This window comes from Caballeronia humi, assembly GCF_001544475.1.
GTDB classification, from domain to species: domain Bacteria; phylum Pseudomonadota; class Gammaproteobacteria; order Burkholderiales; family Burkholderiaceae; genus Caballeronia; species Caballeronia humi.
The window spans coordinates 61,422-77,298 of record NZ_FCNW02000003.1 but is presented as its reverse complement, the minus strand read 5'-3'; the positions used below and the strand labels follow the sequence as shown (position 1 = coordinate 77,298).

General features: G+C 65.1%; 8 protein-coding genes. 6 read left to right on the top strand and 2 right to left on the bottom strand.

Annotated elements, in window-relative coordinates:
• Nucleotides 1-144: 144 nt before the first annotated feature.
• The 6 genes from AWB65_RS04990 (at nucleotide 145) to AWB65_RS04965 (ending at nucleotide 12,016) form a co-directional block, all read left to right on the top strand.
• Nucleotides 145-1,830: an L-lactate permease gene (locus AWB65_RS04990; protein ID WP_087666099.1), complete on the top strand. Its 1,686-nt coding sequence runs from the start codon at nucleotides 145-147 to the stop codon at nucleotides 1,828-1,830.
• 478 nt (nucleotides 1,831-2,308) lie between these two features.
• Complete coding sequence (locus AWB65_RS04985) at nucleotides 2,309-3,139, top strand: IclR family transcriptional regulator (protein WP_087666098.1); 831 nt, start codon at nucleotides 2,309-2,311, stop codon at nucleotides 3,137-3,139.
• A 335-nt stretch (nucleotides 3,140-3,474) separates the two neighbouring features.
• On the top strand, nucleotides 3,475-4,845 hold the full coding sequence (locus AWB65_RS04980) for an MdtA/MuxA family multidrug efflux RND transporter periplasmic adaptor subunit (protein ID WP_087666097.1): 1,371 nt from the start codon (nucleotides 3,475-3,477) through the stop codon (nucleotides 4,843-4,845).
• 19 nt (nucleotides 4,846-4,864) lie between these two features.
• The gene (locus AWB65_RS04975) at nucleotides 4,865-7,984 is read left to right on the top strand and encodes an MdtB/MuxB family multidrug efflux RND transporter permease subunit (RefSeq protein WP_087666096.1); all 3,120 of its coding nucleotides are present in this window, start codon (nucleotides 4,865-4,867) and stop codon (nucleotides 7,982-7,984) included.
• Nucleotides 7,985-7,988: 4 nt separating this feature from the next.
• Entirely contained in the window at nucleotides 7,989-11,294 is a 3,306-nt protein-coding gene (locus AWB65_RS04970) for an efflux RND transporter permease subunit (RefSeq protein WP_087666095.1), read from the top strand.
• 71 nt (nucleotides 11,295-11,365) lie between these two features.
• Nucleotides 11,366-12,016, top strand: a complete 651-nt coding sequence (locus AWB65_RS04965; RefSeq protein WP_087666094.1) for an SDR family oxidoreductase — start codon at nucleotides 11,366-11,368, stop codon at nucleotides 12,014-12,016.
• On the opposite strand, the gene kdpE is transcribed toward AWB65_RS04965, so the two are convergent.
• Entirely contained in the window at nucleotides 12,013-12,711 is a 699-nt protein-coding gene (gene kdpE, locus AWB65_RS04960; protein ID WP_087666093.1) for a two-component system response regulator KdpE, read from the bottom strand. The genes AWB65_RS04965 and kdpE overlap by 4 nt on opposite strands.
• Complete coding sequence (locus tag AWB65_RS04955; RefSeq protein WP_087666092.1) at nucleotides 12,708-15,518, bottom strand: DUF4118 domain-containing protein; 2,811 nt, start codon at nucleotides 15,516-15,518, stop codon at nucleotides 12,708-12,710. The genes kdpE and AWB65_RS04955 overlap by 4 nt, the downstream gene beginning before the upstream one ends.
• Between the last annotated feature and the right edge of the window lie 359 nt (nucleotides 15,519-15,877).

Below are 15,877 nucleotides of genomic sequence, written 5' to 3'. Positions count from 1 at the left end.
AATTTGCAAGAAACTGCGACAGAACCGCCTTCCGCCTGGGGACTAACCAGCGATTCGGGCGGGACGAGCACGAACGACGGCATCCCTGAGCGCACCACACACGGCTGATGTCGGCGAAAAAACCATCCGATAACAGGAGGCGAGATGTGGCAACAGGTGTATGACCCACTCGGAAGTCCCGTTCTATCGACGCTCGCCGCCGCCCTGCCCGTCGCGGTGCTCCTCATCTCGCTCGCGGCTTTTCATGTGCGGGCGCACGTCGCGGCGCTGGCGGCCGTCGGCGTCGCGATTCTCGTCGCGGTGTTCGTGTTCGGCATGCCGGGCGCGATGGCCGGCAAGGCGGTCGGGCTCGGCTTCGCGTCCGGCCTCTTTCCGATCGGCTGGATCGTGCTCAACATCATCTTCCTGCACCGCCTGACCACGCTGAACGGCTCGTTCCAGGTACTGCAGTCGAGCATCGGACGCATCACCGAAGATCGGCGGCTTCAGGTCCTGCTCGTCGCGTTCAGCTTCGGCGCGTTCTTCGAAGGCGCCGCCGGCTTCGGAACGCCCGTCGCCGTGACGGGCGCGATCCTGATCGGGCTCGGCTTCTCGCCGCTCGCGGCGTCCGGCCTCGCGCTGATCGCGAACACGGCGCCGGTCGCGTTCGGCGCGCTGGGGGCGCCGATCATCGGATTGTCGGCGGTGACGGGCATCGACCAGTTGACGCTCTCCGCGATGATCGGCAGGCAATTGCCGCTCTTCTCCGTCATCGTGCCGTTCTGGGTGGTGTGGGCGTTCGCGGGCTGGCGCGGCATGCTGGAAATCTGGCCGGCCGCGCTCGTCGCGGGGGTCAGCTTCGCGGTACCGCAGTTCCTGGTGTCGAACTATCACGGACCGTGGCTCGTCGACGTGATTTCCGCGCTGATCTCGATGGCGAGCCTCGCCGGCTTCCTCAAGGTGTGGTCGCCGAAAAGCGTCTGGACGACGACCAAGCTCCACCGTCGCGCCGACGATTCGACCGTCGCGACCAACGCGGACATTCCTCCACGGGAGACGCAGCAGGCGCCGTCCGCCGGCGGCGCGCGGCCGTCGGTAATGAAAGCGTGGATGCCGTGGATCATCCTGACGGTCTTCGTCTTCGCGTGGGGCACGCCGCAGTTCCGCAAGGCCGCCGACGCCCTTTGGTCCCTCAAATACGCGATTCCCGGCCTCGACAAGCTGGTGGTCCGCATGCCTCCCGTGGTGCCCGAACCGGTGCACGAAGCGGCCGTTTTCTCGTTCAACATTTTGTCGATGGCGGGCACCGGGATTCTGGTATCGGCGATCGTCGGCGGGTTGTTGATGGGCTACTCAATACCGCGGCTCATCAAGGAGTTCTTCAACACGATCGTCACGGTACGGCTGTCGCTGATCACGATCTGCGCGATGTTCGCGATCGGCTTCCTCACGCGCTACTCCGGCGTGGACAGCACGCTCGGGCTCGCATTCGCCCACACCGGCGTGTTCTATCCGCTCTTCGGGACGATGCTCGGCTGGATGGGTGTCGCGCTGACAGGCTCCGATACGTCGTCGAACGTGCTGTTCGGCGGCTTGCAGAAGACCACCGCGATGCAACTCGGGCTCTCGCCCGTATTGATGGCGGCGGCCAACAGCTCGGGCGGCGTGATGGGCAAGATGATCGACGCGCAGTCGATCGTCGTGGCGTCGACCGCAACCAAATGGTACGGACACGAGGGCGACATCCTGCGCTTCGTGTTCTTCCACTCGCTGGCGCTGGCGATTCTCGTCGGACTTTTCGTCACGCTGCAGGCCTACGTCTATCCGTTCACCGCGATGGTGATTCACTGACGTTGCCGGACGACGCGCCTGTTTGTTGACGGCGCCGTCTTTGGCGCGTTGATAGAATCCGGCTATGGAGTGGCTCCCGGGCGCTCAGCGCGCGGCCCCATGCGCAAATTTCTCCCGCGCCGCAAAACAGACAAAAAAAAGGCGCTGCGTTGCCGCAGCGCCTTAAAAGTTCTAGCCATTCCGAGGGCCGTGCTAGAACCTGAGAGCCTGTATCCGAAGCGGACCGTCCAGCGGGAAATCGTCGCGCGGTCGTGCTTTCGAAATCGGGTTCCATTTTTTATGTTATCGCTGCCTAAGTCAAGCAAAATTTCGTGACTTGGGCATCTGCCCAACATGCTTACTGGAAAGTGCGAAAGTGGAAAAGTGTCGCGGCATCTGCACCTTTTCGTAAGGCTTGCATGCCCTGCAAAGTTGAAAAAAAGAGTTCGCGTATCATCCAAGCTTCAAGCCCCAAACAAAACGATGTTTTAAAAAAACAATGAACAAACCCGAGAGCCGACCCTCCGGTCGGGAAAAAGGCAAGGAAAGAGATGGCGAGGAAGTCACTGCGCTCGCGCGCGGACTGGATGTCCTGCGCCGCATCGCCGGCGCCGATGCGCCGGTAAGCAATCGCGAGCTGACCGAATGGACCGGCATCCCCAAACCAACCGTCTCGCGAATTACCGCGACGCTCGTCAACACGGGGCTGCTGTTCCGGCTGCCAGACAGCGAGCGCTTCGTGCTGACCGCTTCCGTGCTGGAACTGAGCAACGGGTTCCTGCGTAACTTCGATATCCGCGCCCGCGCGCGGCCGTTTCTCATCGAGCTCGCCGAGTTGACGGGCCTGAGCGTCCATCTCGCAGTGCGCGACCGGCTGGAGATGGTCGTGATCGATGCCATCCGGCCGCGCTCCGCCGTGCTTGTGTCGCGTCTGGAAGTGGGCGGACGGATCGATCTGTGCCGGACCGCCGTGGGCCGCGCGTATCTGTCAGTGCTGCCGGCCGCCGAGCGGCAGACGCTGATTGCAAGCGTCCAGACCGCAGCCGGCGACGACTGGCCGAGCATCATCGGCGGCTTGCAGACCGGACTCGACGCCGTGCGCACGCTCGGCTTCGCGATCTCGACCGGCGAATGGCACCACGGGCTGAACGCGGTCGCGGCGGGCTTCGTCGGACCGTCGGGACAGCGCTACGCCGTGAACTGCGGTGGCGCGGCGCATCAGTGCCCGCGCGATACGCTGATCGAAACCGTCGCGCCGGCGCTGCTCGGCTACGTCGACAAGATCGTCCACGAGATCGGCGGGACACCGTCTGCGCGCCTCGCCGAATAGTTGGTCTTTGCCACGCGGCGTCATCGCATGAAAACGCGTGATGCGCCGCGTGATGCATGCGGAGCGCCTGTAATCCTGCGCGCCGCCGCACCGCGCACGATGTAACACTCGTAATCATCCGAAAGAAAGATAGCTGGACTGTTACGAAGGGCGGGACGTAGCATCATGCTTCGCGGGCCCGGGCCCCGGCTTTCAAAGCTTTCCAGACGAAGACCTCCCGGGTTTCGCGCGGGAAAATCAACATCGATCGAATTCGCCGGCGCCTCGCGTCCACGGGCGCCCGACCGCCCTCCGCGCCCCGAACGACATCACCGAAACACGCAAGCCACCACACGATGGACGACCAGAAAAATTCTCCGACGCAAACGCCAACGCCGCCGCCGCGCACGACCGACCCCTCGCTTTCCGCCACTTCTCCCCGCCCCGCGCGGCGCCGCTTCGGATGGCTGATCGTCGCGCTGCTGATCATCGGCGGGGCGCTCGCGTGGTGGCATCCGTGGAGCCGCAACGATCCAGCGAAGGCGCAGCAGGCGGGATCGTCGACTGGGGGCGGGCGGCGCGGCGGCGCGAATCAGGCGAACCAGCCGCAGCCGGTGCATGTGGCTACCGTCAAGACGGGCGAGATGCCCGTCGTCATCAATTCGCTCGGCACGGTGACGCCGCTCGCGAACGTGACCGTGAAGACGCAGCTGAACGGCATCCTCGTCGATGTCGCGTTCAAGGAAGGCCAGATGGTCAAGAAGGGCGACCTGCTCGCGCAGATCGACCCGCGCCCCTATGAAATCTCGCTGCGCAACGCGCAAGGCACGCTCGCGAAGGACCAGGCGCTGCTGCAAACCGCGCGGCTCGACTTGCAGCGCTATCAGACGCTGCTGTCACAAGATTCGATCGCGAAGCAGCAGGTCGATACGCAGGCATCGCTCGTCAAGCAATATGAAGGCGCGGTGAAATCGGACCAGGCGAACGTCGATACCTACAAGCTCGATCTGACCTACGCGCGCATTACGGCGCCGGTGTCGGGGCGCGTCGGGCTGCGGCAGGTCGATCCGGGCAATTACGTCACCACGGGCGATACGAACGGTGTCGTCGTGATTACGCAATTGCAGCCGATCAGCGTGATCTTCACGACCTCCGAGGACAATCTCACCGCGATCATGAAGCCGATGCGCGCGGGCGTGAAGATGTCGGTGACGGCCTACGACCGCGCCAATACCACGTCGCTCGAAGCCGGCTATCTCGAAACGGTGGACAACCAGATCGACACGACGACCGGCACTGTCAAGCTGCGCGCGACCTTCGCGAACCATCAGAACATACTGTTCCCGAATCAGTTCGTGAACACGAAGCTGCTCGTCGATGTCATCAAGAACGCGACGATCGCGCCGACTTCGGCGGTGCTGAACGGCTCGTCGGGCGCGTTCGTTTATGTGGTGAAGCCGGACAACACGGTGACCGTGCGCAACGTGAAAATCGGCCCGGTCGATGGCGAGCGCACCAGCATCAAGACCGGTCTGCAAGCGGGCGAGCGCGTGGTGATCGACGGTTCGGACCGGCTGAAGGAAGGCGCGAAGATCACGATCCCCGCCGATAAGCCGACCGGTGCTTCGGGTGCTTCAAGTGCTTCCGCTGCGGTTCCGGCATCGGCTGCTTCGGGCGCCTCGGGCGCGCATCACGCCGGCCGCCGTCATCAGCAGTCGCAGCCATGAACGGCCGGGCACGTAGAGCATGAATCCCTCACGCCTTTTTATCCTGCGCCCGGTCGGCACGGCGCTCCTGATGGCGGCGATCATGCTGGTCGGGCTCGTCGCGCTGCGTTTCCTGCCGCTCTCCGCGCTGCCTGCCGTCGATTACCCGACCATCCAGGTCCAGACGTTTTATCCCGGCGCCTCGCCCGACGTCATGACGTCGTCCGTCACCGCGCCGCTCGAAAAGCAGTTCGGCCAGATGGCGAGCCTGAACCAGATGTCGTCGCAGAGTTCGGCGGGCGCATCGGTCATCACGCTGCAGTTCAGCCTCGACTTGCCGCTAGATATCGCCGAGCAGGAAGTGCAGGCCGCGATCAACGCGGCGGGCAACCTGCTGCCGTCCGACCTGCCCGCCCCGCCGATCTACGCGAAGGTCAATCCCGCCGACGCGCCAATCATCACGCTCGCGATCAGTTCGAAGACGCTGCCCTTGACGCAAGTCCAGGACCTCGCCGACACGCGTCTTGCGCAGAAAATCTCGCAGGTAGCAGGCGTCGGCCTCGTGTCGGTGAGCGGCGGCAATCGCCCCGCCGTGCGGATTCAGGCGAACACGCGCGCGCTTGCGTCGTATGGGCTCAACATCGACGACCTGCGCACCACGATCTCGAATCTCAACGTCAACACGCCGAAGGGCAGTTTCGACGGCCCCACCCGCTCCTACACGATCAACGCGAACGACCAGTTGACCGACGCCGCGGCCTACCAGAGCGCGGTGGTCGCGTACAAGAACGGCCGGCCGGTGATGCTGACCGATGTCGCGACGATCGTCGAAGGGCCGGAGAACACGAAGCTCGGCGCGTGGGTCGATTCGACGCCCGCGATCATTTTGAACGTGCAGCGCCAGCCCGGCGCGAACGTGATCCAGGTGGTCGACGGCATCAAGAAGATCCTGCCGCAGTTGCAGCAGGCGCTGCCGGCCGCGCTCGACGTGCGCATCGTCACCGACCGCACGACCACGATCCGCGCGTCCGTGCGCGACGTGCAGTTCGAGCTGGCGCTCTCCGTGGTGCTCGTCGTGCTTGTGATTTACCTGTTCCTCGCGAATGTCTGGGCGACGCTGATTCCGAGCTTGTCGGTGCCGCTATCGCTCGTCGGCACGCTCGCCGTGATGTACCTGTGCGGCTTCTCGCTCGACAACCTCTCGCTGATGGCGCTGACGATCGCGACCGGCTTCGTCGTCGACGATGCCATTGTGATGATCGAGAACATCGCGCGCTACGTCGAGGAAGGCGATCCGCCGCTCGAGGCTGCGCTGAAGGGCTCGAAGCAGATCGGCTTCACGATCATCTCGCTGACGGTTTCGCTGATCGCGGTGCTGATCCCGCTGCTCTTCATGGGCGACGTGGTCGGCCGGCTCTTTCACGAGTTCGCGATCACGCTTGCCGTGACGATCGTGATTTCGGCGGTCGTCTCGCTCACGCTCGTGCCGATGCTCTGCGCGAAGCTCCTGCGCCACACGCCGCCGAAGGAAAGCAAGCGCTTCGAGGCGCGCGCGCACCAGTTCATCGACTACGTGATCGGGCGCTATGCCGTCGCGCTGACGTGGGTGCTGGAGCGCCAGCGCGCAACGCTTTTCGTCGCGGTGCTGACGCTTTTCCTCACGGCGCTCCTGTACGTGGTGATTCCGAAGGGCTTCTTCCCGACGCAGGACACGGGCGTCATCCAGGCAATCACGCAGGCGCCGCAGGCCGCCTCGTATCAGGCGGTGGCCGAGCAGCAGCAGGCGCTCGCCGCGCAGATCCTGAAGAATCCGGATGTCGAAAGTCTCACGTCGTTCATCGGCGTCGACGGCACGAATATCACGTTGAACAGCGGCCGCATGCTGATCAACCTGACGCCGCGCGACGACCGCAGCAGCACGTCGAGCGACGTGATCCGCGCGTTGCAGAACGAGGTCGCTAATATTCCCGGCATCCGGCTCTACATGCAGCCGGTGCAGGACCTGACGATCGATTCCACCGTCAGCCCGACGCAATACCAGTTCATGCTGACCGACCCGAACGCGGCGGAATTCGCCGAGTGGGTGCCGAAGCTCGTCGAGCGCCTGCAGCACGCGCCCGAACTCGCCGATGTCGCGACGGATTTGCAGGCGAACGGCCAGTCCGTGTACGTGGAGATCGACCGGGCGACGGCCGCGCGCTTCGGCATTACGCCCGCCACGGTCGACAATGCGCTCTACGACGCGTTCGGCCAGCGGATCATCTCGACGATCTTCACACAGTCGAACCAGTATCGCGTGATTCTCGAAGCCGAACCGAGCGACGCGCACTACAGCGAGACGCTCAACGGCATCTACCTGCCTTCGTCCACCGCGTCGAGCGGACAGGTGCCGCTCTCGGCCATCGCCAAGTTCCACGAGCGCGCGGCGCCCCTGCTCGTCACGCACCTGGGCCAGTTCCCGGCGACGACCGTCTCGTTCAACCTCGCGCCCGGCGCCTCGCTCGGCGCGGCCGTAAAGGCAATCGACAAGGCGAAGCAGGAAGTCGGCCTGCCCGCGGCGTTCCAGATCCGGTTCCAGGGCGCGGCGCTCGCGTTCCAGGCGTCGCTGTCGAACGAGCTGTTCCTGATCCTCGCCGCGATCGTCACGATGTACATCGTGCTCGGCGTGCTATACGAGAGCTTCATTCACCCGATCACGATTCTTTCCACGTTGCCGTCAGCAGGCGTCGGCGCGCTGCTCTCGCTGATGATCACCGGGCACGATCTCGACATCATCGGGATCATCGGCATCGTGCTGTTGATCGGCATCGTGAAGAAGAACGCGATCATGATGATCGACTTCGCGCTCGAAGCCGAGCGCGAAGAAGGGAAGTCGCCGCGCGACGCGATTTTCCAGGCGTGTCTGCTGCGCTTCCGCCCGATCCTGATGACGACGCTCGCCGCCCTCCTCGGCGCGCTGCCGCTGATGATCGGCTGGGGCGCAGGGTCTGAACTGCGCCATCCGCTGGGGATCGCGATCGTTGGCGGGCTGATCGTCTCGCAGTTGCTGACGCTCTTCACGACGCCGGTGATCTACCTCGCATTCGATTCGCTCGGCCGCCGCGTGCGGGAGCGCTTTAATCGCGGGGCGCCGCCGCGTCCGGTCAGCGAAGCGGAGTGACGCGATGAACCTCTCGCGCCCCTTCATCGCCCGCCCCGTCGCGACGACCCTGCTTGCGATCGGCGTCGCGCTCGCCGGCATGTTCGCGTTCGTGAAGCTGCCGGTCGCGCCCTTGCCGCAAGTCGATTTCCCGACGATCTCCGTGCAGGCTAGCCTTCCCGGCGCGAGCCCCGAGACCGTCGCGACGAGCGTCGCGAGTCCGCTGGAACGCCATCTCGGTTCGATCGCCGACGTCACCGAAATGACGTCGCAGAGCGCGGTCGGCTCGACGCGCATTACGCTTCAATTCGGCCTGAACCGCGACATCGACGGCGCCGCGCGCGACGTGCAGGCCGCGATCAACGCCGCGCGCGCCGACCTGCCGGCGTCGCTCAAGAGCAATCCTACGTACCACAAGGTCAATCCCGCCGACGCGCCGATCCTCGTGCTCGCGCTCTCGTCGCCGACGCGCACGGCCGGCTCGCTCTACGACTCGGCCGCGACCGTGCTCCAGCAGACGCTTTCGACCGTGCCGGGCGTCGGCGAAGTCGACGTGAGCGGCTCCGCGAATCCGGCCGTGCGCGTCGAGCTGGAGCCGGGCGCGCTGTTTCACTACGGCATCGGGCTGGAAGACGTGCGCGCCGCGCTCGCTTCGGCGAACGCGAACAGCCCGAAAGGCGCGATCGAGTTCAAGGGCACGCGCTTTCAGCTCTACACCAACGATCAGGCGAGCAAGGCGGATCAATACCGCGATCTGGTGGTCGCGTACCGCAACGGCTCGGCAGTGCGGCTCTCGGACGTGGGCGAAGTCGTCGATTCGGTTGAGGACTTGCGCAATCTCGGCCTCATCAACGGCAAGCGCGCCGTGCTCGTGATCCTGTATCGCCAGCCGGGCGCGAACATCATCGAGACGATCGATCGCGTGAAGTCGATGCTGCCGCAGTTGCAGGCCGCGCTTCCGCGCGACGTCGAGATCACGCCGACCGCCGACCGCTCGACCACGATCCGCGCCTCGCTGCACGATACCGAGCTCACGCTCGCGATCGCGGTCGCGCTCGTCGTGATGGTCGTGTTCCTCTTCCTGCGCAACTGGCGCGCGACGCTCATTCCAAGCGTGGCCGTGCCGATCTCGATCATCGGCACGTTCGCGGCGATGTACCTCCTCGGCTTCTCGCTCGACAACCTCTCGTTGATGGCGCTGACGATCGCGACCGGCTTCGTCGTCGACGACGCGATCGTCGTGCTCGAAAACATCACGCGTCATATCGAGAACGGCGTGCCACGCATGAAGGCCGCCATTCTCGGCGCGAAGGAAGTCGGATTCACGGTGCTGTCGATCAGCGTGTCGCTCGTCGCCGTGTTCCTGCCGATCCTGCTGATGGGCGGCATCGTCGGGCGACTGTTTCGCGAGTTCGCGCTGACGCTGTCGCTCGCGATCGCCGTCTCGCTGGCGGTCTCGCTGACCGTCACGCCGATGATGTGCGCGCGCCTTTTACAGGAGCCGCACGAGTTGCAAAAGCCGGGGCGCGTCGGCGCGTGGCTCGAGCGCCAGTTCGACCGGATGCAGCGCGGCTACGCGCGCACGCTTGGCTGGGCGCTCGCGCATCCGCGGCTGATTCTCGTCGTGCTGCTCGCGACGATCGGACTCAACGTCTATCTGTACATCATCGTGCCGAAAGGATTTTTCCCGCAACAGGATACGGGGCGCATCGTCGGCGGGATTCAGGCTGACCAGAGCACGTCGTTCCAGGCGATGAAGGTGAAATTCGCCGAAATGATGCGCATCGTGCAGGCCGATCCCGCCGTGGACAGCGTCGCGGGCTTCACCGGCGGGCGGCAGACCAATTCGGGCTTCATGTTCGTGTCGCTCAAGCCGAAGAGCGTGCGCGGCGACTCGGCGGATACCGTGATCCAGCGCCTGCGCAAACCGCTCGCGGACGTGGCCGGCGCGCGCACGTTCCTGCAGGCCGTGCAGGATATTCGCGTGGGCGGGCGGCAGTCGAACGCGCAATATCAGTTCACGATGCTCTCCGATTCCACCGCCGATCTCTACAAATGGGGACCGCTCCTCACCGAGGCGCTGCAACGCCGCTCCGAACTCACCGACGTCAACTCCGACCAGCAGCAAGGCGGCCTGGAAGCGATGGTCACGTTCGACCGCGCGACCGCCGCGCGCTTCAACATCAAGCCCGCACAGATCGACAACACGCTCTACGACGCGTTCGGCCAGCGCCAGGTATCGACGATCTACAACGCGCTGTCGCAGTACCACGTCGTGATGGAGGTCGCGCCGAAGTACTGGCAGGACCCGGAGATGCTCAAGCAGATCTACGTCAGCACGTCGGGCGGAACGGCGAGCGGCGCGGCATCGACGAATTCGACCACCACGTCGAACTCGACTGCCGCGACCGCCTCCACCACCGGCACCACGACCGATACCGCCACGCAGCTTTCGCTCGACTCCGTGCGCAACTCCGCGACCAACTCGATCGCGGCGAGCGGCAAGTCGGGATCGTCATCGGGCGCGGCGGTATCGACGTCGAAGGAAACGATGATCCCGCTCTCCGCGATCGCGAAGTTCGGGCCGGGCAATACGCCGCTGTCGGTGAATCATCAGAGCCAGTTCGTCGCCTCGACGATTTCGTTCAATTTGCCGCCCGGCAAGTCGCTGTCCGATGCGACCGCCGCGATCTACGAGACGATGGCGACCATCGGCGTGCCGAGCACGATCCACGGCAGTTTCCAGGGCACGGCGCAGGCGTTCCAGCAGTCGATGAACGACCAGCCGCTGCTGATTCTCGCCGCGCTGGCGGCGGTGTACATCGTGCTCGGCATTTTGTACGAGAGCTACATCCATCCGATCACGATTCTTTCGACGCTGCCTTCGGCTGGCGTGGGCGCGCTGCTCGCGCTGCTGCTCTTCAAGACCGAGTTCAGCATCATCGCGATGATCGCGGTGATCTTGCTGATCGGCATCGTGAAGAAGAACGCGATCATGATGGTCGATTTCGCGATCGAGGCGTCGCGGCACGGAGCGACGACCTCGCGCGAGGCGATCGAGCAGGCGTGTCTGCTGCGTTTCCGGCCGATCATGATGACGACTGCCGCCGCGTTGCTGGGCGCGCTGCCGCTCGCATTCGGCACGGGCGAAGGGTCGGAGATGCGCGCGCCGCTGGGGATCGCGATCGTCGGCGGGTTGATCGTGAGCCAGATGCTGACGCTTTATACGACGCCGGTGGTTTATCTTTATATGGACCGGTTTCGGGTGCGGGCGGAGGAGCGGCGGGCGCGTAAAGGCGGGGGCACACAAACGGCAAGCGCGACGGAGTAATAGTCCGGACAGCAGGATTCGAAAAAATCGCTTAACGTTTAGACACTCCAACCTCACAAGGAGCGTTTTCAATGAAAGTCCTGCTGATCGGCGCGCACGGCCGTACGGGCCGCCACATCGCGCGGCAGTTGCAACATGAAGGCATTGCGTTCAAGGCACTGTTGCGCAAATCCGCGCACAAACCCGAATTCGCCGCGCTCGGCGCCGAGATCGTGCTCGGCGATCTCACGCACGATTTTTCGCACGCCTTCGACGACATCACGCACGTCATCTACGCCGCCGGATCGGCGGAAACGGAGGGCGTGAACGAGGAGCGCGCGATCGATCGCGACGCCGTCGAGCGCACCGCCGATTACGCAAAGCGCAGGCGCGTACAGCAACTCGTCGTGATCAGCGCGATCTCGGCGTACTGGCCCGAGGCAAATCCGCTGGCGCTGAAGCATTACGCGAAAATGAAGCGCGAAAGCGACGACTACGTGCAAAAGCGCGGCGTGCCGTATGTGATCCTGCGGCCGGGTCCGCTGTCGGATGAAGCGGCCAGCGGGACGATCGCGTTGGCGAGCGAGCGTTCGGCGAATGTGCCTGCGGTGTCGCGCGAAGATGTGGCGCGGATCGCGGTCGAAAGCGTGAAGCGCAGGGTGAAAGATAAAGTGGTCGGGTTTATCGGCGGGGACGCGGCGATCGATGACGTGTTGGATGAACTCGAAGCGCTAGCCAGCTAGGACGCCCCCACCAACCGATACCCCACCCCCGTCTCCGTCACGATATGCTCGGGTTGCGCGGCATCGCGCTCGAGCTTCTGCCGTAAATGCGCCATATAAATGCGCAGGTAGTGGTTACTGTCCACATGCGACGGCCCCCATACCTCGCGCAGCAATTGCCGATGCGTCAGCACGCGCCCCGCGTCCCGCACGAGCGTCGAGAGCAGACGATATTCGATCGGCGTCAGATGCACGGGCGCGCCGTCGCGCGTCACTTGCCGCAGCCCAAGATCGACCACCACCGCTCCAAACGAGACCCGCGGCGATTCGCTCCCCGCCGCCTGATTCCGCCGTCGCAGATGCGCACGAATCCGCGCCATCAGCTCCGACACCCCGAACGGCTTGGTCAGGTAATCGTCGGCGCCGGCATCGAGCGCGGCGACCTTCTCTTCTTCCTGCGTGCGCGCCGACAGCACGATCACCGGCAACTCGGTCCAGCTTCGCAATTCGCGAATCACGTCGATGCCGTCGGTATCCGGCAATCCCAGATCGACGATCACGAGATCGGGCTTGCGCGTCGCCGCCTCGACGAGCCCCTGCTTGCCCGTCTCCGCTTCGTGCACCGCAATGCCCTCCGCTTCGAGCGAGACGCGCACGAAGCGTCGGATCTGCTTTTCGTCTTCGATCAGGACGACGGTAACGGTCGGCTCAGTCATGTCGTGGTCTTCGATACGGGCGGTTCAAGCACCGCCGGGTCTTCTTCGAGAGCCGGCGCGGGCGGCGGCGCATCGACGGGCAGCGTGAACCAGAAGCGCGCGCCTTCGACACGCCCTCCTTCGTCCGCCCGGTTGGCCGCGCCGATTGTACCGCCGTGCGCCTCGACGATCGCGCGGCAAATCGAGAGTCCGAGCCCGATCCCCGGTTGTGCCGATTCCTTCTCGCCGCGCGTGAACGTCTCGAACACGCGATCGACCATCGCGGGCGGCAGGCCCGGGCCGGTATCGTCGATCGTCACGCGCACGAACGGCTTGCCGTCGATATCGATACGCTCCGCGCCGATCGCAAGCCGCGCATCGGCGGGCGTGTATTTCGACGCGTTCTCCAGCAGGTTGGACAGTAGCCGCTCCATCAGCACGGCGTCGAGCTGCACGAGCGGCAAATCGGCGGGAAGGTGCACGTCGACCGCGCGATTGCCGAGCATTCGCCGGCACGCCCGAAGCGCGGCGCCGACCGTTTCCTCTAGCAGCGTCCACTGCCGGTTCAGCCGCAAACCGCCCGCCTGCAGCCGCGCCATGTCGAGCACGTTGGCGACGATGCTCGTCATGCGCAACGATTCGTCGTGGATCGCTTCGATCAGCTCGGCGTTCGCGGGCGAGCGCACATCGCCGTTCGATTGACCGAGCATCGAAGCGAAGCCGACTATCGCCGTCAGCGGCGTGCGCAAGTCGTGCGACACCGCCGACAACAGCGAATTGCGCAGCCGCTCGGACTCCATGCTGACGAGCGCATCGCGGGCGATATCGACGTAATGCACGCGCTCCAGCGCAAGCGCGATCTGCGCGGCGAACGTGTCGAGCATGCGTTTTTGCTCGGGCACGTCGAGTTCGGCCGGATCGCGAGTCAACACGGCCAGCACGCCGCGCGTGCGCATCGGCGCCCTGAGCGGCAAGTAGAGCGCCGCGGCGGCAGGCAGCGTGTCGGTGCCGCGCCCCGCTGGTTTTTGCTGGTCGTAGACCCACTGGGCGACGTCCGTGTCGAGCGCCTTGGCATCGAGCAAAAACGTGGCGCTATCGGCGGCGGTCGTATCGAGCTTCTGACGCACCTTGTCGGCGCTGTCGGGCAGGAGCATCGCGACCTGCGCGCGGAACACTTCGCTCACATGCCGCATGCCGATGCCGACGATCTGCTCGGTCGCGAGCGCCGCGCCCAGTTCGCCTGCCATCGCGTACATCGCGCTCGTGCGCCGCTCGCGCTTCTCGGCGACGCGCGCCTCGCGCCGCAGGCTCGACGTGAGATGGCTGATCACGAGCGACGTCAGCAGCATGCCGGCGAAGGTCAGCACGTATTGCGTATCCGACACCGACAGCGACATGCGCGGCGGCACGAAGAAGAAATCGAACGCGGCGACGGAGAGGAACGACAGCATCACGCCGGGACCGCGCCCGAGCCGCACGGCGGTGAACACGACGCCGAGCAGGTACAGCATCACGAGGTTCGCGAGATCGAGGCGATCGCTGACGGCGCTCGCGATGAGCGTCGCCGTCGCGCAAATCGCGACCGCGTACGCATACGCTCTCGGCGGCGAGCGCTGCTCGCGCGCCGCCGAAAGCGCGTCGCGCCAGGCGCTCGCGGCGGCATCCGGTGAGTCGGCGGGTGCGTGGCGCGCGCCCTCTCGTGCGCGGATCAAGGTGAGATCGAGGTCGCCGGCGCGCTCGGCGAGGCGCTCGCTGAACGGCCGCCGGACCAGCCGCGCAAGCCCGCGCCGCGCCGAAGTCCCCGCGACCAGCTTCGATACGTTGCGCGCCTGCGCATAGCCGATCAGCGTCGCGACGGCATCGTCGCCTGCGAGCGTCACCGTTTCCGCGCCGAGTTCGGTGGCGAATTTAAGCGCCTGCATCGTGCGTTCGCGGCGCGCATCCGGCAGCTTCTGCAGACGCGGCGTTTCGACGTAGGCCGCGATCCAGTCGGCCGTGAGGCTCGCGGCGAGACGCGCGGCGGCACGCACGAGCGCGGGCGCATCGCTGCCGGGACCGACGCACACCAGAAGCCGCTCGCGCGCCTGCCAGATGTGCGCGATCGAACGATCCGCTCGATACTCCCGCATCTGCGCATCGACACGATCGGCCGTGCGTCTGAGCGCCAGCTCGCGCAGCGCGATCAGGTTGCCCTTGCGAAAGAAATTGTGGACCGCGCGCTCGGCCTGCTGCGGCATGTAGACCTTGCCCTGGCCGAGGCGCTCGAGCAGTTCTTCGGGCGGCAAGTCGACGAGCGTCACTTCGTCGGCGCTGTCGAGCACGCGGTCGGGCACCGTCTCGAACACGCGGATGCCGGTAATCTGGCCGACCACGTCATTCAAACTTTCAAGATGCTGGACGTTGACCGTCGTATAGACATCGATGCCCGCGTCGATCAGTTCGTACACGTCCTGCCAGCGCTTCAGATGGCGCGCGCCGGGCACGTTCGAATGCGCGAGTTCGTCGACGAGGATGAGTTGCGGATGACGCGCGAGCGCCGCGTCGAGATCGAATTCGGTCAGCGTGCGCTCGCGATAGCCGATCGTCGCGCGCGGCAGCACGTCGAGCCCTTCGAGCAGCGCCGCCGTTTCGCTGCGTCCATGCGTCTCCACGATGCCGACGACCACGTCGTCGCCTTCGTCGAGACGGCGGCGCGCGGCCTGCAGCATCGCGTAGGTCTTGCCCACGCCCGCCGACGCGCCGAAGAAAATCTTCATGCGTCCGCGCTGGCGCTGCTCTTCCTCGCGTTGCAGTTTGTCGAGCAGTTGGTCGGGGTCGGGGCGGCTCATGGTCGGTCGGTCGCGGGGCCGAAGCGGCCGCCTGGTGATTCAACTTCGCGGCTGCGCTTCGTCGAGCGCCAGGGCTTAGGAGCGTCCACATATACACCAATTGAGACGGCGTCTGGATTCGCCGCGGCATTCTGCCCTGGGACCGTTTCTCGAATGGCGTCAAGTGGCAGGACGTTGACGGCGCAGGCTGCTACCCCGGCTTTGTCAGTTGGGCATGCAAATCCTATGCTGTTCGAGTCGGACATCGCTTTACGAAGTCCAGTGAAATCTTCCAGCCTCATGTCAAGGACGGGGATAGAGTCGTCCAGCAGATAAACGAACTGCACCGCAATTGGTTCGCGGGTTAGTCGTAGCGGCGC